We start from the raw sequence: 23,948 nt of genomic DNA on the forward strand, positions 1-23,948 counted from the left end.
AGCAAAACAGTCTAAAACCCCTTTCCATTTCATTGAAGCTATACCGGTTTTCCTCCTCGAACACCTTTCCAGTCGCACCCCAAACCCAATCAATGCTATAATAAACCCATTCTATATAATCACAACCTGTGCAAAGATTGATGGAGGGAACCTGACATGAAAACTGAAGCGAAATTACAAAAAGAAGCAATGAAAGTCCTAAAAGAGACAAGCCGTACATTCTACATACCAATCAAACTACTCGAACCAAACGTTAGAGAAGCTGTTGCGTCTGCGTACTTGTGTATGCGTGCAATCGATGAAATTGAAGACCATGAACAACTAGACGTACAGATTGTCATCGACTTACTGAACAAAGTAAGCGATATACTAGACCGCACGATCGCAACAGGCGAATCGATGGCGTCTGCACTGGACGAGTTATTCGCACCACACCGCGATCAGTTGCCTGAAGTGACATTGCGTTTAGCTGACTGGGTAGAGTTTTGTCCAGAAACGGCGCGTAATAAAGTACTCGAATCGACTGCGATTATGGGTCGTGGCATGGCAAAGTGGGCAGGTAAGGACTGGGTGATTGAGACGCGTGAAGATCTCGATGATTATACGTACTATGTCGCTGGATTAGTTGGCGTGATGCTTGCAGATATTTGGCGCTGGTATGATGGCACCGAGACGGATCGTGACTTAGCTATTGGCTTTGGCCGTGGGTTGCAGTCTGTTAATATTCTTCGCAACTACAAAGAAGATGCGGTGCGTGATGTGAACTTCTTCCCGAATGACTGGAAGTTGCCGGAAATGTTTGCGTATGCTGAAGAGAATTTGGCGCTCGCTGATGCGTATATTGAAGACATCCATACGAAGACGACTTTGAACTTCTGTAATATTCCATTGGCACTTGCGCATAGTACGCTTGACGCGCTGAAAGAAGGACGCGAGAAGATGTCGCGAATCGAAGTCGTAGCGGTCGTCAACAAGGCGATTCAAAAGTAACGTTTATTAATCGAATGAATGGAGGATTGTGATGCTCGATTTACTGATCATTATGTTTGAACGGGTCGGCATGATTGTGGCGGTCGCTTTCCTTCTTACTCGTTTTCGATTTTTCCAACATATGATCCATCAAGATGTATTGGATCGTCGGCAAGAGCTGACGGCGATACTCTTTTTTGGATTGTTTGGGATTTTCGGAACGTATTTCGGCGTGGCGCTAGATATGCAGACGTTTCACTTTGAAAATATGTCATGGCAACTCGCTACAGATGAGGCGATTGCGAATTCTCGTGTAATCGGGGTAGTCGTCGCAGGTTTGCTTGGTGGATATCGACTTGGGATCGGTGCTGGACTCATCGCTGGGATTCACCGAATGTCTTTAGGTGGATTCACGGCTATTTCGTGCGGAGTATCGACTATTATTTCAGGTATTCTTGCGGGTTACTTCTATAAGAAAGGCAAGCGTATTCGTCCGCTTTTGGCATTCACGATTGGAGCAGCTGCGGAAGCGTTACAAATGTTGCTCATTGTCGTGATGGCACAACCCTTTGAGAAAGCGTTTGCATTGGTTCAGACGATTGGCGTGCCGATGATTCTGGCGAACGGCATGGGGACTGCGTTATTTATGCTCATTGCGTATAACGTCATTAGTGATCAGGAAAAAGTGACCGCGTTGCAGGCGCAGAAAACATTGCGTATCGCAGATCAGACGCTTGGCTATTTACGGACAGGTATGCGAAAAGATACGGCCGAGGCGGTATGTGGGATTCTTCTAGATGAGTTGAAGCCAGGTGCTGTCGCGATGACGAATAAAACGGATATTCTCGCGTATGTCGGATCCAAAGGTACGATTAGGCAAGGTTTGATCCAGACTGACATCACACGTCAAGTGATACGAGAAGGTCAGCTCATTGTCACTGATTCTGCCACTCCTGATCATCCGGGTATCTCGGCATCCGAAGCCATCGTCATTGCACCACTTAAAACACGCGGTGAAACGATTGGAACGTTGAAGTTATTTTATCCATCACGTACGGCGATTACCGATGTCACGATCGAATTAATCGCTGGACTCGCTGCACTACTCAGCAATCAGCTTGAAATCGCCGAAGCAGATGATGCCTATCAACTGGCGAAAGAAGCGGAAATTCAGGCGTTGCAAGCGCAAATTAGTCCGCATTTCTTGTTCAATTCGATGAATATTATTCTTTCTTTGATACGGACGAATCCGGATGAAGCGCGTAAACTGCTGTCATCGCTGTCGTTTTTCTTGCGTCAGAATCTTGAAGGTACGACTGCGAAGATGGTCACGTTACAGCAAGAACTGGCGCATGTTGAAGCATATTTGATGATAGAAGAAGCGCGTTTCATTGATAAATTGAAGATTTGTATCGACGTCGATCCGCATGTCATGCAGGAGAAGATTCCGCCATTGACGTTGCAACCGATCGTTGAAAATGCGATGACGCACGGTATTAAAGATTTGGACGCCAATGCGATGGTCCATATTTCGATACATGAACGAGACAATGCCATTCATATTATGGTACAGGATAACGGTGAGGGAATCGTTCCAGCGCGTCTCGCTATGCTTGGGCAGGAACCAGTTCGGTCTGAAAAAGGTACTGGGCTCGGCCTCTATAACGTCAATCGACGCCTGAAGATGACGTTCGATAAAAATTCAGGCCTCACAATAAAAAGTACACCGAATGAAGGAACAAAGATTTCATTCCAGATTCCGAAGTCGGAGGTGAACGAATATGACGGAAACGATTCGCGTATTGGTCGTAGATGATGAAAGGTACGCGCGCGAAGAAATGATTTATTTGCTTGGACGATTTGAATGGGTGAAGGTTGTCGGAGAAGCGGATTCTGGAGAGTCGGCGATTATCAAGGCGATGCAGCTACAGCCGGATGTCGTGTTCCTCGACATTGAGATGCCGAAAGTCGATGGAATGGAAGTGGCAAAGACGTTAGGTGCATTGAAAAAAGTGCCATTGATTGTCTTCGCGACCGCTTATCCGCAATTCGCGGCAGAAGCATTTCGTGTCCATGCGATGGATTATTTACTGAAGCCGTATGATGAAGAACAACTGCGACAGACGATTGCGCGTGTAAAAGAGTTGCTGCATCGAACACAACATGAAACATCACCGAAACCGCTGGATCGATTGCCTGTCGAAACGGAAGGCGAAATCCACTACATCCCGATTCGCGATATTCTTTATGTGCATCGAGAAGAGAAGTGGACGAAAATCGTTACGTCTACGCGTGATTACGAAACGCGCATGACATTAAAAGAACTCGAAAACAAATTGATGTATTCATCATTTTTCCGCATCCATAAAAGTATTCTCGTGAACCTCGTGCACGTCAGTAGTTTGACACCTTGGTTCAACGGAGCGTATCAGTTAGAAGTGGATCAGCGTCCAGAAAAATTATCAGTTAGCCGAAATTATGTCAAAGAATTACGGCAACGTCTCGAAGGATAAAAAATCTCGTAACATGTTAATCTCCCGGAGTGCATCTTACTTCGCGATTCTGACATGTTACGAGATTTTGTCATAGATCGGACATCTTTCTATTATAGTTAATGTAAGCGTTATCAACATGAAGGAGGGAAAGAAGTAATGATTACATTTCTATTTTCTATCGTATTATTAATAGTCGGATACTTTACGTATGGTAAGTACATCGTCAACATGTTCGGCGTCAAGGAAGAGCGAGCTACGCCAGCGTATACGAGCGCGGACGGAGTCGATTACGTGCCGATGAGCACGAACAAGAACTCATTGATTCAATTACTAAATATCGCAGGAGTTGGCCCGATTTTCGGCCCGATTATGGGCGCGTTATACGGCCCGGTCGCATTTATCTGGATTGTCGTCGGTGCGATTTTCGCAGGCGCTGTACACGATTATTTGACAGGCATGATCTCGATCCGAAACCGCGGAGCACACTTGCCTGAACTGGCAGGAAAATTCCTTGGCAAAGCGATGAAACATATCGTCAATGCGTTTGCGTTATTATTACTCATCCTAGTCGGTACGGTATTCGTTTCGGCACCCGCAGGATTGCTGTACAACCTGATGAATGGTTGGATGGCGATGGGAATCATCGTTGCACTTATTTTCCTTTATTATATTTTGGCGACATTATTACCGATCGATAAGATCATCGGTCGTTTCTATCCACTTTTCGGCGCACTACTTGTGATCAGTGCAGTCGGTATCGGCGGCATGATGATTATCAAAGGTGTTCCGATTCCTGAATTGACATTTGCGAATTTGCATCCAGATAATATTCCGATCTTCCCGTTATTATTCTTGACGATCTCATGTGGAGCGCTTTCTGGTTTCCATGCGACACAGTCTCCGATTATTTCCCGGACAACGAAGAATGAAAGCCAAGGTCGCAAAATTTTCTACGGTATGATGATTGCTGAAGCAATTATCGCGATGATTTGGGCAGCGGCTGGTATGGCGTTGTTCAACGGTGTGACACTAAATGAATTGCTTGCAGCTGGTGGACCAGCAGTTATTGTTAGTGAAGTATCCATCACGATGCTAGGTGCTATCGGTGGAACACTTGCCGTGATCGGTGTCATCATTTTACCCATCACATCAGGCGACACAGCATTCCGTAGTGCACGCATGATTGTCGCGGACTATATCAAGTACCCGCAAGCAAAAATCATGAGCCGTCTATGGATCGCGCTTCCGATGTTCGCTATCTCGATTGCACTAACTCAAGTAGATTTCAACATCTTATGGCGCTACTTCTCTTGGGCGAATCAGTCCACTGCCGTCATTGCGTTATTCGTAGGTGCCATGTATCTCTTCATTGCCGGTAAGAACTACTGGGTTGCACTCATACCTGGCACGTTCATGCTGATGGCTACGACGACGTATATACTGAATGCAGCCATTGGATTCGGCTTACCGATGAATGTCTCCTTAATCGGAGCGACTGTCATCTCGATCTTCCTAGTAGCCTTGTTCTTCAACGCTGCAGTGAAAGCTCGAACCGCACAAATCCCGCTAGAAGAAGATATTACAAACTGGGAGTCTACTCGCACGATTTAATACGCTATACACCACCTGTTGAGCTTCGGTTCAACAGGTTTTTTCTATGGAGATGTAACTAGTTATTCTAGTTGTGATACACTGCTTATAGAGATAAAAGTTATTTTACACAAATGAAGATAAAATACACGAAAGATAGTTTTATTACAAATTAAATAACTTTAGTAACTAAATGTGTAAATATACACTTTAAGTGCAAAGGAGGAATAAAGCGTTGAATAAGCAGACAGTCATGGACTTAGTGTCGCCCCGCTTGAAGTTAATTCGAACAGAAATGGATTATACGCAAGATCAAATGGCGGAGATTATAGGCATTTCAAAGAAGACGTTAGTACAGTTAGAGAAAGGTCGTCAAGAAATTGGTTGGGCTACAGCAGTAGTAGTTTGCGCGTTATTTCGCGAAAGTGCTCTGTTGCGCTCGGTCATGGGAGACGATCCGATTGAGTTAGCTGAGAGGCTGTACATGAAGAAATTCATTCAAGAGAAACAGCAGCGAGTGCGTCTATTAATTGGTGGACGGAGGTCGGACAATGGCAGCAATATAAATTGCAACAGCATACGGCGGGTGGACATTATCGTATTATAGGAGCTGATCAAAAGCGTTTATTTAGTACGGGAGACCGCGAAAAAGCTTTGGCTGAATTCAAAAAATATATGGACATGTTGTAATCTTTATATGAAAATAATGCATGAAAAACAGAAAAAACCGGCTGTACTCTTTTTAGGAGTGAGCCGGTTTTTCGATGTGGAAAGAGAATTTTTGAGCCGTTATAAAAGCGCCTTTTTCATATGTGCGCTCTTCAAATTCCACATGATTTTCTTGATCTATTGTCAGTACAGTCGTGCAACGTGTGCCATAGTCTTTTGATGCGATAAATATCGAAGACAGCAAGCTCTCGAGATCTTCACCTACGCCGGTATTAGGTAGCAGTTCAGTCGGAAATCGTTCCGCTCGTTGCATCATGCCAAATAATATATCCCGATCTATCGTCTCTGTTTGTTGCAAGTACTCTGCCAACAAAGCTTTTGTTTTATCCACTTTCGGCCATGGAGTATTAAGTAAGGCGTTACTAAGTCCATGTGTGCCGTTAGGTAGTTGTTGGATGGATTGCTCGATGTTCGAGTAGTAAAACATATCTTCAGCGGATCCTACCAGGACATTGCAACCCGCATAATCTTCTCGATGTGTATGCAGTTGTTCCATAAAATCATGTGCGGATAGACTGGATTGTAGATAGGAAGATACAATATGACCGCGTGAGAATTTGCCTGTTTGCGGTAGCGCGAAGTCGCGATAATTTGTTAATGCAGCGACTTTTCCTTGTGTATTGATGCCGAGCCATGTGCCCATTTGTTCAAGATCACGTCCTGCTAAAATGTCTGGATAATCGCTCCAGAAGTTTGCTGGTGCTGTAGGACGTCCATATGCTTCATCTCGGTTCGCCATCATAACCAGTTGATACTTCGGATGGCTTTGCAATTGAAATGCCAGTAAACACATCATGTCACCCCGTTTGTATAGGTATGAAAATAGTGTATCATGTGCGATTTTATTTGGCGACTGGTTTAAAGGACTTTAATGAACGTGCAAACAAAGCGCTATATTGTTTGCCTTACTATTGAACACGGACGGCATACAGGGTATCATAGAACATATTGAACAAACGAATGGAAGATTTGTTTGTTGTGATTAAAAATGTATTAGGAGTGTGGAATATATGGAGTTTACTGAAACGTTCTGGGATGCTTCGTTAACGGAATTAAAGCAAGGATATATAGAACGATCCACATCATATGATTGTTTGCTGTGCGGTAAACAAATCGAAAAAGGTGTCATTTATCCGTACGAGAATGCATTGTATGAAGCGGAGCGATTTATGCATGTACATATCGAACATTCGCATCAGTCGGTGTTCGCGTATTTGCTTGAACTAGATAAGAAGTGGTCAGGCATTACCGATCATCAAGGTGATTTGCTGCGCTTATTTTATCAAGGGAAAAGCGACAAGGATGTACAGGAAGAATTGGAGATTGGCAGTGCGACGACGGTGCGGCACCATCGCTTTGCGTTAAAAGAAAAAGAACGTCAGGCGAAAGTGTTTCTTGCGATGATGGAGTTATTGAAGGAACGTGAGTCGTACGCGCAGGCCTTTATTCCGCCACATAAAGCGTCTCAATTATTCCACGATGAGTATTCAATGGCGGAGGAAGAACAACAAGCGATCCTGCGCACGTTTTTCCCTGACGGAACCGATGGCCAGCTAAAAGAGATACCCGCGACGGAAAAACAGCGGCGAATTATTGTCCAGGAAATTAGTAAGCGCTTTGACGGAGATATTTCGTACAGTAAGCATGAGATGAATGATCGGCTTTCGGAAGTCCATGAAGATTTCATTACACTTCGAAATTATTTAACTGAATACGGCTATTTCGGTCAGACGCGCAATGGTAGTCAATATTGGCTGAAGTGAGTTGCCTACATGCATCGTTTCAGGTTTAGAAATGACGATGGTGGGAAGACTAAGAGTAATCGCGAAAGGAGCGGAAGTAAATGACTGCAAAAGACACAGTACAGAAAATCTTGAATGAGAGCATGGTAGGAACGATGGCAACGGTGGACAACAATAAACCGTATAGCCGGTATATGACGTTCATGAGTGATGGGTTGACTTTGTATACACCTACGAATAGAAAAACGGAAAAGGTAGATGAGCTCGATGACAATCCGTATACCCATATTCTTCTTGGGTATGAAGGTGAAGGTTTCGGTGACGCATACGTCGAGTATTCTGGCCGTGTGACGATTTCCGATGACGAAAGCTTGAAAGAAAAGGTTTGGAATGATCATATGAAATCATGGTTTACTGGTCCCGAAGATCCAAATCTAGTTATTTTAAAAATTGAGCCTGAAGCGATTCGTTTGATGAATAAATCAGGCCAACCACCCGAAGATATTTCCCTGTAAATAATTACTATACTATAAAAGTATACCTGAATACTATATCCCGAAAGTGAGAGGTCACACTCTGATTTTCGGGATATTTTTGTCTAGTTGGCAAGTCATCCACAAATATGCGCAAAACCCGTGAATTCCCATTGCTTGAGCGCAATAAATGGGGGTATACTACTCATAAGAACACTTGTTCTTTTGGGAGGTGAATGCCAGATGAAACCATTACCGAATAGAAAAATTGCCTGTCTGGATATACGCAGCTTCTACGCGAGCTGTGCCGCGGCCATGGAAGGACTTGACGTAATGGAAGTGCCGATTGCGATTGTCGGCGATATGGAGAGAAAAGGCGGTGTCGTATTGGCTGCCTCACCGCCACTGAAAAAACAGTTTGGAGTTACGACAGGTATGCGTCTGTATGAGATTCCGGACGACCCACGTATTCGTTTAATTGAACCGAAAATGCAATTTTATATCGATGTGTCGATGGAATTGACGAAGTTGTTGAACCGCTATGTGCCGAAAGAAGCGATCCATGTATATAGTATCGATGAAAGTTTTATCGACTTTACGGGCACGGAAAAACTATGGGGACCTCTTGAGGCGTTGATTTTCCGCATTCAGGATGAGTTGTACCGGCAATTCGAGTTGCGTTCGGCGTGCGGAGTCGGACCGAATATGTTGTTGTCAAAACTCGCGCTAGATCTCGAAGCGAAGAAAACGGGGATCGCGCATTGGACGTATGAAGATGTGCCGAAGAAGCTATGGCCTGTTGCTCCGCTTCGTAAAATGTGGGGAATCGGCAAGCAAGTGGAGCGAACGCTTGAAGACATGGGCGTGTATTCAGTCGGTGATCTCGCGCATACGCCGCTTGAAAATTTGGAGAAGAAGTTCGGTGTGATGGGCAATCAACTGTATTATCATGCACATGGCATCGATTATTCCGACCTCGGCTCCGTGTTGATCGAAGGCCAAGTGAGTTATGGCAAAGGGCAGACATTGTTGCGCGATTATACGACGACTGACGAAATATTGGCTGTAATGCTTGAGATGTGTGAAGATACGGCAATGCGCGCGCGGCTTGCGAAAAAGAAAGGGCGTACGATCACCTTGTCGTTCGGTTATTCAAAGCACGTACTCGGTGGCGGGTTCAATCGTCAAAAAACGCTGTCGGAAGCGACGAATGAAACGATGGCGATTTATCGTGTTTGCCTGGGGCTGTTTGAAACGTTCCATGACGGGCGTCCGGTACGCCATATGTCTGTCAACTTGTCGAATCTTGAAGAACAGGACAGCTTCCAGCTCAGCTTATTCGAACCGATGAATGGGAAGCAACAGAAAATCGGTCAGGTGATGGATGAAATTCGCATGAAGTATGGATCAGCTGCTATTCTTCGCGCGGTTTCCGTTACGCCAGGGGGTACGGCGTATAGAAGGAATCAATTGATTGGCGGACATTATAAATGAAAACAAGTCGAATCAAGTCGTACCATCTCGCTATTATAGAGAGGATTTATTTCAAATACTGAAACATCCCAGTTCCGTAACTTTCGATAACCTAAAAGTTTTGCTAAAATCAAATAGCAAGCACTATAAAAAAGACTGCAAGAGAAGTGGTGCAGAACAAAGGAGGAAAGCCAGTGAAAGTATTACTGGATTTGCGCTGGTTTTTTTCTGAGAGAAAAAAACAATACAGCATAGGGATCACGGCTCTGATGATTGTCGCGTTACTGCAACTGGCACCGCCGAAAATTATCGGCTATATTGTCGATGCGGTCGCAAAAGATGAATTAACCGCGGAGATGCTGACGCGCTGGATGATTATTCTGGCAGTGACGGGTGTATTGATGTATGTCTTGCGTTATATTTGGCGCGTAATGATTTTCGGCTCATCGGTGTACCTTGCACGGGTCATGAGAGAGCGTCTGTTTAAGCACTTCACGCGCATGTCACCTTCATTTTATCAGCGACGCCGTGTCGGAGATTTAATGGCACACGCGACAAATGATATCAATGCGGTGCAACAAACGGCGGGATCAGGCATTCTGACACTCTTCGATTCGATTTCGACAGGTGGTTTCGTCATCTTGATGATGGCGTTTTCGATTAGTTGGAAGTTAACGCTGATCGCCCTCGTACCGATTCCGGTGATGATTATCTTGACAAGTTATTATGGACGGTTATTACGTAATCGATTCCGTGTGGCACAGGAAGCATTCTCTGATTTGAACGACAAAGCACAAGAGAGTATTTCGGGGATCAAAGTGCTGAAGACATTTGGTCAGCAAAAAGAAGATGTCGAGTCGTTCACGAAGCGTTCAGAGCAAGTCGTCAAGGAGAATATGCGCGTTGCGAAAGTGGATGCGTTGTTTGATCCGACGATTGCGGGAATTTTTGCGATCTCTTATGTTTTATCCTTTTATTTCGGTACACGCTTTATTTTATCAGGTGAGTTGTCGATCGGGGATTTGGTCGCGTTCACTTCCTATTTAGGACTGTTAACCTGGCCGATGCTGGCCATTGGTTTCCTATTCAATATTGTCGAACGAGGGAATGCATCCTACAGCCGAATCCAAGATTTACTTTCGGTTGAGCCGGGAATTCAAGATCGTCCGAATGCGGTGAGTCAATTGCCGCACGGAGATATCGTCTTTGATATCGATACGTTCAAGTTCCCAGACGACAAGCGGGCATCACTGCGTAATTTACACTTTACGATCAAGCAAGGTGAAACACTTGGCGTGATCGGAAAGACCGGTGCAGGGAAAACAGCGATTCTCAAGCTGTTAATGCGAGAATTCGAAGGGTATACGGGAACGATTACGTATGGCGGCATTCCAATTACGCGCTATAAGAAGGAGTGTTTGCGCCAGGCAATCGGTTATGTGCCGCAAGACCATTTCTTGTTCTCGACGACACTCGGTGAAAATATTGCCTTTACGAACCCGAAGATCGATCCGGAGAAAATTGTGGCGGCTGCGAAATCCGCGCATATTCACGAAGATATTCTGACGTTTGAAAAAGGCTATGAAACGCTGGTTGGAGAACGTGGCGTATCGTTATCTGGTGGACAGCGTCAGCGTGTGTCCATTGCACGTGCGTTGCTCATGGATCCGGAGCTATTGTTGTTGGATGATTCATTATCCGCAGTAGATGCCCGGACGGAAGAAGCGATTCTTCGTTCATTGAAAGAAGAAAGAACGGGTAAGACGACCATTATTACGTCGCACCGCTTAAGTGCCATTCAGCACGCCCATCAGATTATCGTTCTCGATGAAGGGGAAGTCGTTGAAATTGGCGATCATGACAGTTTACTCGCACAAAACGGAATGTATAAAGAAATGTACGATCTGCAACAGCTAGAGTCGATCGTAGAGCAAGGAGGCGGCGCAGATGAATAACAAACAGAAGATGTCCGCCAGAGATCAGTTCAAAACGTTCATGCGGCTAGCGAAATACGTCTTGCCGATGAAGAAAAGCGCACTGATTGCGATTCTATTATTGCTGTTGACGGTAACATCGACGATTCTTGGACCACTAGTGATCCAGCGATTCCTCGATGACTATGTCGTACCACTAAACTTCCCGGCGAAAGAAGTATGGACCATTGCACTAATTTACATCGGACTACAACTCGTCAACATTGTCGGGTCGTATTTCCAAACATTGCGGTTTCAAGAACTTGCACTCGCAATCATCCAGCAAATTCGGATCGATGCGTTCTCGAAAGTCCAAAAACTTGGACTACGGTATTTCGATCAGACACCTGCTGGCGGAATCGTTTCACGTGTAACGAATGATACGGAATCGATTAAAGAAATGTTCGTCAGTGTGGCGGTTACGTTCATGCAGGCGATTTTTGGAATTGTCGGCGTCTACATTGCGCTCTTCACGCTGGACGGGAAACTCGCGCTCTATACATTGATCTTGTTGCCATTATTCCTCATTCTTGTATCGGTCTATCGCTATTACAGTGCAGACTTCTATCAAGATATCCGGGAACGGCTCAGTCAGCTGAACGCGAAAATCTCCGAGTCATTATCTGGTATGGGCATGATTCAGGCTTTCCGCCAAGAGAAACGCTTGTCTGACGAGTTCATTGAAGTCAATGAAGGGCATTACCGTGTTGGGCTACGAAATATTCGTTTCGACAGCTTGATGCTTGGGCCATTTATCGATTTGTTGTATGCCGGATCCATCGTTGCGGTACTTAGCTATTTCGGAACGGCATCGTTTACGTCGGTCGTGGATGTCGGGATTATTTATGCGTTCACTACGCTGCTGAGACGTCTATTCCAACCGATCAATCAAGTGATGCAACGTTTGTCGATGTTCCAGCAAGCGATCGTCTCTGCGTCGCGAGTATTCGCGTTAATCGATAATCCAGAAATTGAACCGAAACAAAAAGCAGTTTCTACTCAGCAAATTAAAGAAGGTACGATTGAATTCCGTGATGTGACGTTTAGTTACGATGGAAAAAATGACGTACTCAAAAATATTTCCTTTACGGCGAATGCAGGCGAAACGGTCGCACTTGTCGGTCATACGGGAAGCGGAAAGAGTTCGATCATCAATCTATTCATGCGTTTCTATGAATACGAGCGTGGCGACATCTTCATTGATGGGGTATCGCTAAAAGAGTATCCAATAGAAGAATTGCGGAAGAAAGTAGGACTCGTCTTGCAAGATCCGTTCATGTTTTACGGGGATATCGCAAGCAACATCCGTCTGCATAACGAAGAGTTGACCGATGAAGATGTGCGGGAAGCGGCAAAGTTCGTCCAAGCCGATCAATTTATTGAAGAGTTGCCGAACGGCTACGAGCAGAAAGTGACAGAACGCGGGTCGACATTATCCAGTGGACAGCGTCAGTTGATCGCTTTCGCCCGGACCATTGCCATGAACCCGAAAGTTCTTGTGCTCGACGAAGCAACGGCGAATATTGATACCGAAACGGAAGTTGCGATTCAGAAAAGTTTGGAGAAGATGCGCGAAGGCCGTACGACGATTGCGATTGCTCACCGTCTGAGCACGATCGCCGATGCCGAATTAATTCTCGTACTCCACCACGGCGAAATCGTCGAACGTGGGACACATGCAGAGTTGCTTGCGCAAAAGGGCTTGTACTACACGATGTATGAATTGCAGAACGGTACGCAAGGGTAAGTTTATATGATTGTCAAAAAGATTTCACAATCAAATGAAGCGTAATCTAGCCTCTTGTTTGTTACGATAGAGTGGGAATGTTGGCGCTTGCCGACATTCTACTTGTCCTATTGTTAAAGGAGGAATTTTGTTGGGGACGGATGTTAATATTTTCTTTGCGTTTGGAGCAGGTTTCCTGAGTTTTATTTCTCCATGCGTATTACCGCTCTACCCGGCCTTTATATCGTATATCACCGGGATGTCATTAGATGAACTCGGAGATAAGAAAAAAGGAATGAACCGCTCAGGCATGTTGCACACGCTGTTCTTCTTACTTGGATTCTCGATTGTATTTATTATTTTAGGATTCAGTACATCGTTTATCGGATCTATCTTCTTGCAATATCAAGATTTGATACGTCAGCTAGGTGCAATATTCATCATCATCTTCGGATTGATGACAATCGGATTATTTAAACCAGAATTTTTAATGCAAGAGAAAAAGCTGCAATTTAAAAATCGTCCCGCGGGTTACTTTGGCACGGCCTTGATCGGTCTAGCGTTTTCCGCTGGATGGCAGCCATGTATGGGCCCAATTATCGGTGCCATTATTTATCTAGCTGCGACGAATCCGGCATCGAGTATGTTGTATATGATGCTTTATGTACTTGGTTTCGCGATTCCGTTCTTCTTCTTGTCATTCTTCATCACAAGAATTGGCTGGATCCGCAAACACAGTATGAAGATTACGAAAGTAGGCGGCTACTTGATGATCGTGTTCGGTATTATTCTATTCTTTAACGGAATGGTCTATTTCACAAGTTGGCTTAGCCCGATCTTTGGCGACTTCCAAGGCTTTTAATGTAAGCTGGTAAGCAGAAAAGAGGTGTAGGATGAAAGAAATTACTTCTTTTGACGAGTGGCAGCATGTATTGAATGAGACACCGCAGTTTCTGTTGTTTGTAAAGACGAATAATTGCTCCGTCTGCGAAGGACTGTATCCGCAAGTGGCGGTACTCGAAAGCGATTATCCGTTTGACTTCTACCGTGTGAACGCAGCGGAAGTTCCGGAACTAGCTGGACAATTGTCACTCTTTACTGCACCGGTCGTCTTATTATTTAACGAACAGAAAGAATGGACGCGTTTTGCACGGATTGTTCCAATGAATGATCTAAAGAAACGCCTCGATGAGCTAGTGCAGTGGGGGAACGTAGATGCATAAGATACAACAACTGATCGATTATGTCTTCACAAGTATTCCTTCCATTTACTTGATCATCGGTTCGACGGTGATCTTCGTCGTGATGACAACATTTGTCTACACGATGCGAGCGAAGGCGTCGAATAAGCCGATTCAGGCGAAGAAGATTATCTTACCGCCATTGTTCATGTCGACAGGGATGTTGATGTTCTTGTTCGACGAGTTCCAAGTGCCTTGGATGCAAGTGGTAGAAGCCAGTTTGGTCGGCTTGATATTTTCCGTGTTTTTGATTTATACAACGAAATTCGAGATCAAGGATGACGGAATTTATTTGAAGAAGTCGAAGGCGTTTTTACTTATCTTGCTCGGGTTGCTGGTGATTCGCATGGTCGGCAAGATCGTGCTGAGTAACACAATTGACATTGGTGAGCTCGGCGGCATGTTCTTCATCCTTGCATTTTCGATGATCTTGCCGTGGCGGATTGGGATGCTGGTGAAGTATAAGATGCTTGAGAAGAGTATAGTAGGGAAGAAGTCGTCCTTGTGACGGCTTCTTTTTTTATGATGAGAAATGAAAGGCAAGGGACTACGTGAGGGGTTTGCGCTCTAGGCGGACGCGTTCTGGAGGGGTCGCGGTGAGCCCCCTAGTCACTGCGTTCCTTTAGTGGTCTCACCTGTCGACCTGATCCTCCCAGAGTCGCCGCTCCTAGTGCAAAGATGTGCTCCCAACGCTTCGCTTATGCTCGCAAAAGCCGTACTTCGCAACGGCTCTCGCTCCAATCCTTTGCAATGCGAGTGAGAGACATTCTTGTTGTGCATTGAAGCTATTATTGTAATCAATCTAGTAGTTACAACTAGAATTGAACTTGAACTTCACTACGTTCAAAGATCACAATCATTCACATACTATCGCTAGTGAATGATCCACCTCATTTCACTTTCTACGTAGGATTTCCACGAAAGCTGGGGGCGACTCTGGGAGGATCAGCGCGAGTTCGAGAACCCGGACAGATGCCTTAATTTCTGCAAAGTACACAGAAATACGGCAAAGCGAACCCTTCGCTGTTCACTTGGCTCGGGCCGCGCCCTCCAGAAAGCGTCTCCCACCTGGAGTGGAAATCTCAAGCCCTAGACCGTGATTCACTGAACTAATGAACTTGAACTTAACAAAGTTCAATGAACACAATGGATCACTTACTCTAGCCAGTGTGTGATCTAATTTCAACCTACTTTTAAGTAAGGATGGAAGCGGAAGCTGGCGGCGAGTGCAAAGATGTGCTCCTAACGCTTCGCTTTTACTCGCAAAAGCCGTTCTTCGTTACGGCTCTTCCTGATGGATCAGCTCGATCAGGTGAGACAACCAAAAGCGAGCAACGCGACCTGGTTGGCTCACCGCGAGCCCATAGGAAAGCGTCCGCCAGCTAGAGCTTCCATCCCATGACGTATCCCCTTAACTCACTGAACTTATGAACTTGAACGAAATACTTAAAACCACACAAAAACAGGATGCCCCATCAATAGGGACATCCTGTTTCTTAGTTACGTAAACAAATGCTCATATGGCTGAATATCAATTTCCATTTGCTTGAGCTTCTTACGCAAGAAGTTATGGTCGCGCTTTGGCGTAGCAAGAATATATCCCTTGATAATATGATCAAATTCAATAGTTTTGGCACGGTCTTCTAACGCAATCTCACCGATCTTGGCACCGATCTTCTGCTTCGCCACGTCGCGGAACAATTCCGGCACGGGCGTAACTAGTTCGTTGAGCATGCTTTTCGCTTCGTCATTCCATAAATGCAACGACTCGTTGACATAATGCTCTTCCCAATCCAGCGTCGATTTTCCGTCTTCTTTCGGCAATACTTTTAGGAACTTCCGGAACATGAAGAATCCACCGATAGCGAATAAGCCGATCATCACAATACCCCAAAATATAATAAACCACATAAATAGGTCTGGCACGGTTTTTTCACCTCTTCCATTCTACCCTTCATTATAAAAGCAATTGAAAAATATTTCACTAACAAAGTATCCTTTTCGCTTTTTTCGTCTATATAGCGGATGAAAGGAGGTGATACACATGGCAGCAACACTAGAATTCAGTCAAGCTACGGCGAAGATCCACTTTAATGCAGGTGTTAACGAGAAAGGTCACTTGATTCGCAAGATTAAAACGTACAAATTCATCAATGACGACGCAACACCCGCAAATATGTACACGGCTTTGACACAACTTGCTTCATTATCGAGCTACCCATTAATTCAGATCGAGAAAGTCGTAACAGAAGATCTTCATAACTAAAATCGTACAGGAGGAGAGCGCATATGGCAAAAGTATTGGAATTAACATTTTTAACGGCGGCGAATAAGCCGGTTACATTAACGGTAGACGAACCGGATGAAGACATTACGCAAGGTCAAGTGGAAGCGGTTATGCAGCAAGTGATCGCAAGTAATATTTTCCGCATCGAAGAATCTCCACTCGCCACGATCAAAAGTGCACGAATCGTTGCGCGGGATACACGAAACATCGTCAGTCGATAAGTTGCAGCCGGTTTTCAGTCACGTACTGGAAGCCGGCTTTTTCATCGAATGCTAGAGGGAGAGGAGGAGTGAACAATGGAACACTGGCTACAGCTCATACAAGATGTCGGATTTCCGATTTTCGTATCGTTTTATCTACTGCATCGTTTGGAAGTGAAGCTTGAAGCGATTCATGGCGTTCTCTCGGACATCAAAAACAGATGACTTCATAGGAACTTCATGATTCCGACAAGATTTAGCCAAAATGGAGGACGCCTTCACCTTGTATGCCTTGTGAACTTTCGTTATGATAAAGTGACTAGTAAAAGGTGGAGGAATCGAATATGTATAAAAAGCTTTTGGTACCATTGACACTTCTATTCGTGCTGATGTTGAGTGCGTGTGGTGGGGAGTTTAAGCCAGATCATAAATATAAAGTGGATTCATTTGAATTTACCAACCAGAACAATGAAACCGTAACCGATGAAGACTTGAAAGGCTCTGTATGGCTGGCACAGTTTGTATTCACGAATTGTACAACCGTTTGTCCACCAATGATGCACAATATGGTCACGTTGCAGGAAAAATTGATTGACAATAACATCGAGGATTACAATATTGTGTCATTCAGTGTAGACCCCGACGTGGATACACCGGAAGAACTCGGGAAGTATCTCGACCTGTTCAGCGCGCCGGACGAAAGCAAATGGCAGATGCTGACAGGTTACGATATGGAGACTATTGAAAAATTAGCCGCTTCATCATTTAAACAATTAGTGAAGCAAATCCCTAACGATGATCAAGTGCTCCATGGTGTTTCATTTGGCTTGGTGAACCAGAACAATGAAGTGGTAAAATTATACGGTGGGAACGAAGATGTGCAATATGATACAATCGTCAAAGACATGAAAGCACTCATCAAAGAAGGCAAGTAATCAACAGAAGGGGTGAGGCAATGAAGAAATTAAAGAAAAAGAGGCTCAGTCGATCGGGACGAGTTATGGTCGCTTTTTTGGTTTTATTAGTACCTGTTGCTGTCACACTCTTTACGATTTCCGCCATTCTTTGGGTGAATTTCGGAAAACACGACACGATCGCAGAAACGGCTACATCGTTATTTCATATTCAAGACCGTAAAACGGGAGAAGCCATCCCACAGGAATTTATTCCAATCTATATTGAAGCAGCAAAAGAATACAATATTCCTTGGACATTGCTTGCAGCGCATCACCGCATTGAGACCAGGTTCTCTACAATGAAAACCGATGTTTCGCCTGTTGGAGCGGAAGGGCCGATGCAGTTCATGCCGTGCACCTTCGTTGGCTGGGATTATCCCGGTTGTAAGGAGTTAGGCAAAGGAGACATTCCTGAGCGCGACAAGATTGACCCTGCAGTGATCAAGCAATACGGTGGTTACGGTGTCGATGCGAACGGTGACGGAATAGCGGATCCATTTGATATGGAAGACGCCATCTTCAGTGCCGCTCATTATCTGTCGGATAGTGGTGCAGCGGACGGGGATATACAAAAGGCCGTTTTCACTTATAATCATAGCGATCAGTATGTAGAAGATGTATTGTGGTACTACAATGAGTTCGAAGAGCAACGCATAGCATCAGAGAAGCAAGTGAAGAAATAAAACGTAGAGTCCACCGAGTTTGGTGGCTCTGCGTTTTTTTAGTTTCTATAAGTTGGTAGGTAGTTCAAAAAGTGGGGCGATAGAGCGGTTGCAAGTCGCGTTAGAGCGCTTTACGTAAAGTAATGAGCGGTTACGAACCATGATAGAGCGGTTACCAACAAGTATAGAGCGCTTCGCGACGGCCATAGAGCGGATACCGATGAACTATGAGCGCTTAGACAAATCAATGAGCGAATTTACTTCATTTACAAAATAAAAAACGTGAAGCGCCTCAAATGGGCAACTTCACGTTTAGATGTTTAGTATTACGCAGCTTTACGCATACTCTTCATAATCAAGCTAACAATAAATACAAGTACAACCGCACCGATTAACGCAGGTAGGAAATAGAAACTAGAGATCTGTGGACCCCATTCTCCTAATAGTGCACCACCGATCCATGCACCTACAATACCTGCAATGATGTTACCGATAATACCGCCGGGAATATCTTTACCTAAAATAAGTCCAGCTAGCCAACCAATGATACCTCCGATAATTAAGAACCATAAAAAGCTCATGTTGCTCATCTCCTTTTCATTATGTTATGTAGCTCTCGCTTAGTATTGGTATTACCATCTTTTTAATACCTCAAACATTTTTCGATAAAAAAAGTTCAGACAGTAATAAAACTGCTGAACTTTCGATTCGTTTTAGTTGGCTATAACGGTTGCGCCCAATGTGTTTTGGAAGTGGGAAAGAGCCCAGTCATGGCCTGCAGCGTTGAAACTTGCGACGCCACTTTCGTGAACGATAATGGAGTAGCCGAGGTTGTACGCGTCGACTGCAGTATGTAAAATGCAAATATCCGTACATACACCCATAAGATGGATTTCTGTAATTCCGCGTGCACGCAATTGGATATCGAGATCTGTTCCGGCGAATGCACTGTAGCGTGTTTTATCCATCCAAATAATTTGCTGTTTATGTTCGGTATAGAAATCGTGCAGTTTCCCATAAAGATTTCTGCCTTCTGTACCGCGAATATTGTGAGCAGGGAATAGCTTGCTTTCCGGATGATACGGATCATTTTTTTCATGCAGGTCGTTGATGACAAACACCGGCAATTGCTGTTTTACAAAATCTGCTGTCTGATCTACAATATACTCCTCAAGCGCGATACCTGGTTCGCCGCAAGTTAATGCACCGTCCCTAGCTACAAAATCTACTGTATAGTCTACAACGAGTAATGCTTTCTTCATAAAGAACCTCTCCTTTTCTTTATTTTCTCATAGTGGCGGCTTAGTGTCTAAACATATGTAAAGACATACCCGAATTCATTCCCCACCATAATTTCACTATAAAATATTTTAAACAACACTGTATATCTTTTTCGAAAAGATATACAGTAAATGTCATAAACGACGTTTTCACGAGAGAAAGTGACGCTATTTGAGAATGTAAACGACTAATTGAGAATTCTTAACGATATTTCGATTAGTCATAAGCTTTTCTTATGTATACCTATAATGTATATGTATTTTACTATTGTTCTTTGCTATACTAAGATGGAGTAGAGGAAAGATGGAATCTTTTCGTCTTTCAGTACATAAAGGGAGGAAACACAAAATGGCAAAAAGCAACTTGCATAATAGCCGTCAGTCTTTCAAAGTAAACGACAAGACGTATAACTACTACCGTTTGAAAGCTTTAGAAGAAGCAGGACTAACAAAAGTATCGAAACTTCCTTATTCCGTAAGAGTATTACTAGAATCAGTACTTCGTCAACATGACGGATACGTGATCAAGGACGACCATGTAGAAGATTTAGCTAAATGGGGCACTGTACAAAACGCAGACGCTGAAGTTCCATTCAAACCTTCACGTGTCATCCTACAAGACTTCACAGGAGTTCCTGTTGTAGTGGACTTGGCTTCATTGCGTTCTGCAATGAACGAACTAGGTGGAGATCCAAACGAGATCAACCCTGAAATTCCAGTGGATCTAGTCATTGACCACTCGGTACAAGTAGATAGCTATGGTACGCCACAAGCGCTACAAAAAAATATGGAACTTGAATTCGAACGCAATGCTGAGCGTTACCAGTTCTTGAGCTGGGCACAAAAAGCATATGATAACTACCGTGCAGTACCACCTGCAACTGGTATCGTTCACCAAGTAAACCTTGAATATCTAGCTAACGTTGTTCACGCGGTTGAAAACGAAGATGGATCATTCGAAACATACCCAGATACATTGGTTGGAACGGACTCCCATACAACTATGATCAACGGTATCGGCGTACTTGGATGGGGCGTTGGTGGTATCGAAGCGGAAGCAGGAATGCTTGGACAACCGTCATACTTCCCAATTCCAGAAGTTATCGGTGTGAAATTAGTTGGAGATCTTCCAGACGGAACAACTGCAACTGACTTAGCGCTTAAAGTAACTCAAATCCTTCGTGCACAAGGTGTTGTAGGTAAATTCGTTGAGTTCTTCGGCCCTGGCGTTTCAAAATTGCCACTAGCTGACCGTGCGACAATCGCAAACATGGCGCCTGAATATGGTGCTACTTGTGGATTCTTCCCGGTTGACGAAGAGTCACTTAACTATATGCGCTTAACAGGCCGCGACGAAGAGCACATTGCAGTAGTTAAGCAATACTTGATCGAAAACGATATGTTCTTCACTCCTGAAAAGGAAGAGCCGACATTCACTAAAGTTGTAGAAATCAACCTTAGCGATATCGCTGCAAACCTATCAGGTCCTAAACGCCCACAAGACTTGATTCCATTGACAGAAATGCAACAGTCGTTCAAAGACGCAGTTGTAGCTCCAGAAGGAACACAAGGCTTTGGCTTAACACCAAAAGAGCTTGAGAAAAAAGGCACAATTAAGTTCGAAGACGGACGCAAAGTGGATCTTAAAACAGGTGACGTTGCCATCGCAGCTATCACTTCTTGTACAAACACATCTAACCCTTACGTTATGTTAGCGGCTGGATTGGTTGCGAAGAAAGCTGTTGAAAAAGGACTTACACCACCTGCGTACGTTAAAACTTCATTGGCACCAGGTTCAAAAGTTGTTACTGGCTACTTGAACGAATCAGGTCTATCTGCTTACATGGATCAAATTGGATTCAACACAGTAGGTTACGGATGTACGACTTGTATCGGTAACTCGGGTCCATTGCTTCCAGAGATCGAAAAAACAATCGGTGATGAAGATCTTCTAGTTACATCTGTCCTTTCAGGTAACCGTAACTTTGAAGGCCGCGTACACCCATTTGTTAAAGCGAACTACTTGGCATCACCTCCACTAGTTGTGGCATACGCACTAGCTGGAACAGTGAACATTGACTTTGCGAAAGATCCAATCGGAACTGACAAAGATGGTAACGACGTATTCTTCAAAGACATCTGGCCTTCTACACAAGAAGTGAACGATGTATTGAATGCTACGGTTACACCTGAATTGTTCCGTAAAGAATATGCGCGCGTATTCACTGAAAACGAAGCATGGAATGCAATTGAAACGACTGACGATTCACTATACGATTTCGATGAGTCTTCAACATATATCCAAAACCCACCGTTCTTCGAAAATCTTTCGAAAGAACCAGCGGATATCGAGCAGCTTAAAGGCTTGCGTGTAATCGGTAAGTTCGGTGATTCAATCACGACTGACCATATTTCACCTGCTGGAGCTATCGGTTTGAACACACCTGCTGGACTCTACTTACGTGAAAATGGCGTAGAGCCACGTAACTTTAACTCGTACGGTTCACGTCGTGGTAACCACGAAGTCATGATGCGCGGAACGTTTGCGAACATTCGTATTCGTAACCAAATCGCAGCGGGCACTGAAGGTGGATTCACTACGTACTGGCCAAACAAAGAAGTTATGCCGATCTATGATGCAGCGATGAAGTATCAAGAAGACGGTACAGGTCTAGCTATCCTTGGTGGTAAAGACTACGGAATGGGTTCTTCACGTGACTGGGCAGCAAAAGGTACAAACTTGCTTGGCATCAAAACAGTTATCGTAGAAAGCTTCGAGCGTATTCACCGTTCTAACCTAGTGATGATGGGTGTACTTCCACTTCAATTCATCAATGGGGAAAACGTTGAATCTCTAGGCTTAACTGGTGAAGAAGAAATCTGTGTGAATATCGCTGAAGGCGTAAAACCACGTTCAATCCTTAAAGTTACAGCGAAAGCTCCAGACGGCAAGGAAACTGAATTTGAAGTACTAGCTCGTTTCGACTCTGAAGTTGAAGTGGACTACTACCGTCACGGCGGAATCCTTCAAATGGTTCTACGTAATAAATTAGCAGCAAAGTAATAGGGAATAAGTAAAGGTGCTCGGCTTAGCCGAGCATCTTTTTTTGCGTTTTACAGATTGAATAGCGAGTATATAGTGAAAACCATCGCGTGGACGCTCATTAATTCGAAGAAGCGCTCATAGTTCATGCGTATCCGCTCTATGGTCGCTGCGAAGCGCTCTATGAGACGAGGCGACCGCTCTATCACAGTCTGTATCCGCTCATACGCAAGCCATAACCGCTCATAGCCGCGCGTCTCCACCTACATTTTCCAGCCCGTCATAATGTCTATCACAAGCAATCCACTTTCTCGTTCGTTATACTAGACATGAGGTGATCACATGTTTACGAGTGAAAAAGAAATTGAAGTACGCTACGCAGAAACCGATCAGATGGGCGTCGTGTACCATGCCAACTACTTAATTTGGATGGAAATCGGCCGTACCGCGTTGATCAAAGACCTCGGATACGAATATGCACAACTCGAGCGCGATGGGTATCTATCGCCTGTAACTGAGCTGTCAGTGAAGTATAAGACGTCGATTACATACGGTGAGACCGTTACAGTCAAAACGTGGGTAGAGTCGCACGGCAAGCTACGTACGGTCTATGGCTATGAGATTCTGCATGCAGACGGCTCGATTGCCGCAACCGCTGTTTCCGAGCACGTAGTAGTGAAAAAAGAGAACTTCCGACCCGTGTCGATGCGCAAAATTCATCCAGAATGGGATGCGACGTACACGAAAATTCAGCGAGGCGAAGGCTGATGGCATTCGGAATTGATCGACAGCAATTAAAAGAATGGAAAAACGCGGTGCAGCGTGAGGAAATTGCATTTTTGACACATTATTGGCTAGATGACCGGTTTCCGACAGTAAATACGGTCACCAAAGCGGGATGCAGTGATATCGAAAAGCTCATACAGTGGGGAAGGAAGTACGGTTTGCAACCAGAATGGATCCACGCACGCGAAGAATACCCACATTTCGATTTGCTTGGGGAACGTCAAGTAGACATTTTGAAGCAAGAAGGGCAAATCCATCAATTAACCCGATTAAAAAATGGTAAGCATAACTCTTTATAGGAGTCATGCTTACCATTTTATTTG

25 protein-coding genes are annotated in these 23,948 nt (G+C 44.4%); 21 read left to right on the plus strand and 4 right to left on the minus strand.

The window, feature by feature from the left end; translation table 11 throughout:
* The first annotated feature begins 156 nt into the window (after positions 1–156).
* The 5 genes from CSV70_RS09395 (at position 157) to CSV70_RS09415 (ending at position 5,661) form a co-directional block, all read left to right on the plus strand.
* On the plus strand, positions 157–990 hold the full coding sequence (locus CSV70_RS09395) for a squalene/phytoene synthase family protein (RefSeq protein WP_099661010.1): 834 nt from the start codon (positions 157–159) through the stop codon (positions 988–990).
* A 31-nt stretch (positions 991–1,021) separates the two neighbouring features.
* A complete protein-coding gene (locus CSV70_RS09400) occupies positions 1,022–2,785 on the plus strand; it encodes a sensor histidine kinase (RefSeq protein ID WP_099627618.1) in 1,764 nt (587 codons plus the stop codon).
* Entirely contained in the window at positions 2,751–3,482 is a 732-nt protein-coding gene (locus CSV70_RS09405) for a LytR/AlgR family response regulator transcription factor (RefSeq protein ID WP_099627617.1), read from the plus strand. The genes CSV70_RS09400 and CSV70_RS09405 overlap by 35 nt, the downstream gene beginning before the upstream one ends.
* Positions 3,483–3,620: 138 nt before the next feature.
* On the plus strand, positions 3,621–5,075 hold the full coding sequence (locus CSV70_RS09410; RefSeq protein WP_085130638.1) for a carbon starvation CstA family protein: 1,455 nt from the start codon (positions 3,621–3,623) through the stop codon (positions 5,073–5,075).
* Positions 5,076–5,289: 214 nt separating this feature from the next.
* Entirely contained in the window at positions 5,290–5,661 is a 372-nt protein-coding gene (locus CSV70_RS09415; protein ID WP_199171610.1) for a helix-turn-helix transcriptional regulator, read from the plus strand.
* 135 nt (positions 5,662–5,796) lie between these two features.
* On the opposite strand, the gene CSV70_RS09420 is transcribed toward CSV70_RS09415, so the two are convergent.
* Positions 5,797–6,579, minus strand: coding sequence for an NRDE family protein (locus CSV70_RS09420; protein WP_233191795.1), 783 nt, complete (start codon positions 6,577–6,579; stop codon positions 5,797–5,799).
* 214 nt (positions 6,580–6,793) lie between these two features.
* Between CSV70_RS09420 and CSV70_RS09425 the strand changes: the two genes are divergently transcribed.
* The 8 genes from CSV70_RS09425 (at position 6,794) to CSV70_RS09460 (ending at position 14,919) form a co-directional block, all read left to right on the plus strand.
* The gene (locus tag CSV70_RS09425; protein ID WP_099627614.1) at positions 6,794–7,546 is read left to right on the plus strand and encodes a DUF2087 domain-containing protein; all 753 of its coding nucleotides are present in this window, start codon (positions 6,794–6,796) and stop codon (positions 7,544–7,546) included.
* 80 nt (positions 7,547–7,626) lie between these two features.
* On the plus strand, positions 7,627–8,040 hold the full coding sequence (locus CSV70_RS09430; protein WP_099627613.1) for a pyridoxamine 5'-phosphate oxidase family protein: 414 nt from the start codon (positions 7,627–7,629) through the stop codon (positions 8,038–8,040).
* Positions 8,041–8,241: 201 nt separating this feature from the next.
* The gene (locus tag CSV70_RS09435) at positions 8,242–9,492 is read left to right on the plus strand and encodes a Y-family DNA polymerase (RefSeq protein WP_099627612.1); all 1,251 of its coding nucleotides are present in this window, start codon (positions 8,242–8,244) and stop codon (positions 9,490–9,492) included.
* Between the two features lie 173 nt (positions 9,493–9,665).
* Positions 9,666–11,426 (plus strand): ABC transporter ATP-binding protein, encoded by a 1,761-nt coding sequence (locus CSV70_RS09440; RefSeq protein ID WP_085130650.1) that lies wholly within the window; start codon positions 9,666–9,668, stop codon positions 11,424–11,426.
* Positions 11,419–13,191, plus strand: a complete 1,773-nt coding sequence (locus tag CSV70_RS09445) for an ABC transporter ATP-binding protein (protein ID WP_099628893.1) — start codon at positions 11,419–11,421, stop codon at positions 13,189–13,191. The genes CSV70_RS09440 and CSV70_RS09445 overlap by 8 nt, the downstream gene beginning before the upstream one ends.
* A gap of 130 nt (positions 13,192–13,321) precedes the next feature.
* Positions 13,322–14,032, plus strand: a complete 711-nt coding sequence (locus CSV70_RS09450) for a cytochrome c biogenesis CcdA family protein (RefSeq protein WP_085130654.1) — start codon at positions 13,322–13,324, stop codon at positions 14,030–14,032.
* Positions 14,033–14,063: 31 nt separating this feature from the next.
* Positions 14,064–14,393, plus strand: a complete 330-nt coding sequence (locus CSV70_RS09455; RefSeq protein WP_085130656.1) for a thioredoxin family protein — start codon at positions 14,064–14,066, stop codon at positions 14,391–14,393.
* Entirely contained in the window at positions 14,386–14,919 is a 534-nt protein-coding gene (locus CSV70_RS09460) for a CcdC family protein (RefSeq protein ID WP_085130658.1), read from the plus strand. Before CSV70_RS09455 ends, CSV70_RS09460 begins: the two co-directional genes overlap by 8 nt.
* Before the next feature lie 992 nt (positions 14,920–15,911).
* Here the strand turns inward: CSV70_RS09460 and CSV70_RS09465 are convergent.
* Positions 15,912–16,322, minus strand: coding sequence for a DUF2621 domain-containing protein (locus tag CSV70_RS09465; RefSeq protein WP_085133516.1), 411 nt, complete (start codon positions 16,320–16,322; stop codon positions 15,912–15,914).
* Between the two features lie 133 nt (positions 16,323–16,455).
* Here CSV70_RS09465 and CSV70_RS09470 point away from each other — a divergent pair, with 133 nt between their 5' ends.
* From CSV70_RS09470 to CSV70_RS09490, 5 genes are all read left to right on the plus strand, one after another.
* Positions 16,456–16,677: a DUF1659 domain-containing protein gene (locus tag CSV70_RS09470; RefSeq protein ID WP_085130661.1), complete on the plus strand. Its 222-nt coding sequence runs from the start codon at positions 16,456–16,458 to the stop codon at positions 16,675–16,677.
* A 23-nt stretch (positions 16,678–16,700) separates the two neighbouring features.
* Positions 16,701–16,919: a DUF2922 domain-containing protein gene (locus CSV70_RS09475; RefSeq protein WP_085130663.1), complete on the plus strand. Its 219-nt coding sequence runs from the start codon at positions 16,701–16,703 to the stop codon at positions 16,917–16,919.
* Positions 16,920–16,994: 75 nt separating this feature from the next.
* Complete coding sequence (locus CSV70_RS09480) at positions 16,995–17,123, plus strand: YvrJ family protein (RefSeq protein ID WP_081241957.1); 129 nt, start codon at positions 16,995–16,997, stop codon at positions 17,121–17,123.
* 119 nt (positions 17,124–17,242) lie between these two features.
* Entirely contained in the window at positions 17,243–17,833 is a 591-nt protein-coding gene (locus CSV70_RS09485) for an SCO family protein (RefSeq protein WP_085130665.1), read from the plus strand.
* Between the two features lie 20 nt (positions 17,834–17,853).
* Positions 17,854–18,537 (plus strand): lytic transglycosylase domain-containing protein, encoded by a 684-nt coding sequence (locus tag CSV70_RS09490; protein WP_085130667.1) that lies wholly within the window; start codon positions 17,854–17,856, stop codon positions 18,535–18,537.
* A gap of 305 nt (positions 18,538–18,842) precedes the next feature.
* On the opposite strand, the gene CSV70_RS09495 is transcribed toward CSV70_RS09490, so the two are convergent.
* Both CSV70_RS09495 and CSV70_RS09500 read right to left on the minus strand, forming a co-directional pair.
* On the minus strand, positions 18,843–19,097 hold the full coding sequence (locus CSV70_RS09495) for a GlsB/YeaQ/YmgE family stress response membrane protein (RefSeq protein ID WP_085130669.1): 255 nt from the start codon (positions 19,095–19,097) through the stop codon (positions 18,843–18,845).
* A 132-nt stretch (positions 19,098–19,229) separates the two neighbouring features.
* Positions 19,230–19,778 (minus strand): cysteine hydrolase family protein, encoded by a 549-nt coding sequence (locus CSV70_RS09500; protein WP_085130671.1) that lies wholly within the window; start codon positions 19,776–19,778, stop codon positions 19,230–19,232.
* 367 nt (positions 19,779–20,145) lie between these two features.
* Between CSV70_RS09500 and acnA the strand changes: the two genes are divergently transcribed.
* The 3 genes from acnA to CSV70_RS09515 all read left to right on the plus strand — a co-directional run bounded on the left by acnA (position 20,146) and on the right by CSV70_RS09515 (position 23,924).
* Entirely contained in the window at positions 20,146–22,860 is a 2,715-nt protein-coding gene (acnA, locus tag CSV70_RS09505; protein WP_099627608.1) for an aconitate hydratase AcnA, read from the plus strand.
* Between the two features lie 321 nt (positions 22,861–23,181).
* Positions 23,182–23,607 (plus strand): acyl-CoA thioesterase, encoded by a 426-nt coding sequence (locus CSV70_RS09510; protein ID WP_085130675.1) that lies wholly within the window; start codon positions 23,182–23,184, stop codon positions 23,605–23,607.
* The gene (locus CSV70_RS09515) at positions 23,607–23,924 is read left to right on the plus strand and encodes a hypothetical protein (RefSeq protein WP_085130677.1); all 318 of its coding nucleotides are present in this window, start codon (positions 23,607–23,609) and stop codon (positions 23,922–23,924) included. Before CSV70_RS09510 ends, CSV70_RS09515 begins: the two co-directional genes overlap by 1 nt.
* Positions 23,925–23,948: the final 24 nt, after the last annotated feature.

It is taken from the genome of Sporosarcina sp. P25, assembly GCF_002743235.1.
GTDB classification, from domain to species: Bacteria; Bacillota; Bacilli; order Bacillales_A; family Planococcaceae; genus Sporosarcina; species Sporosarcina ureae_B.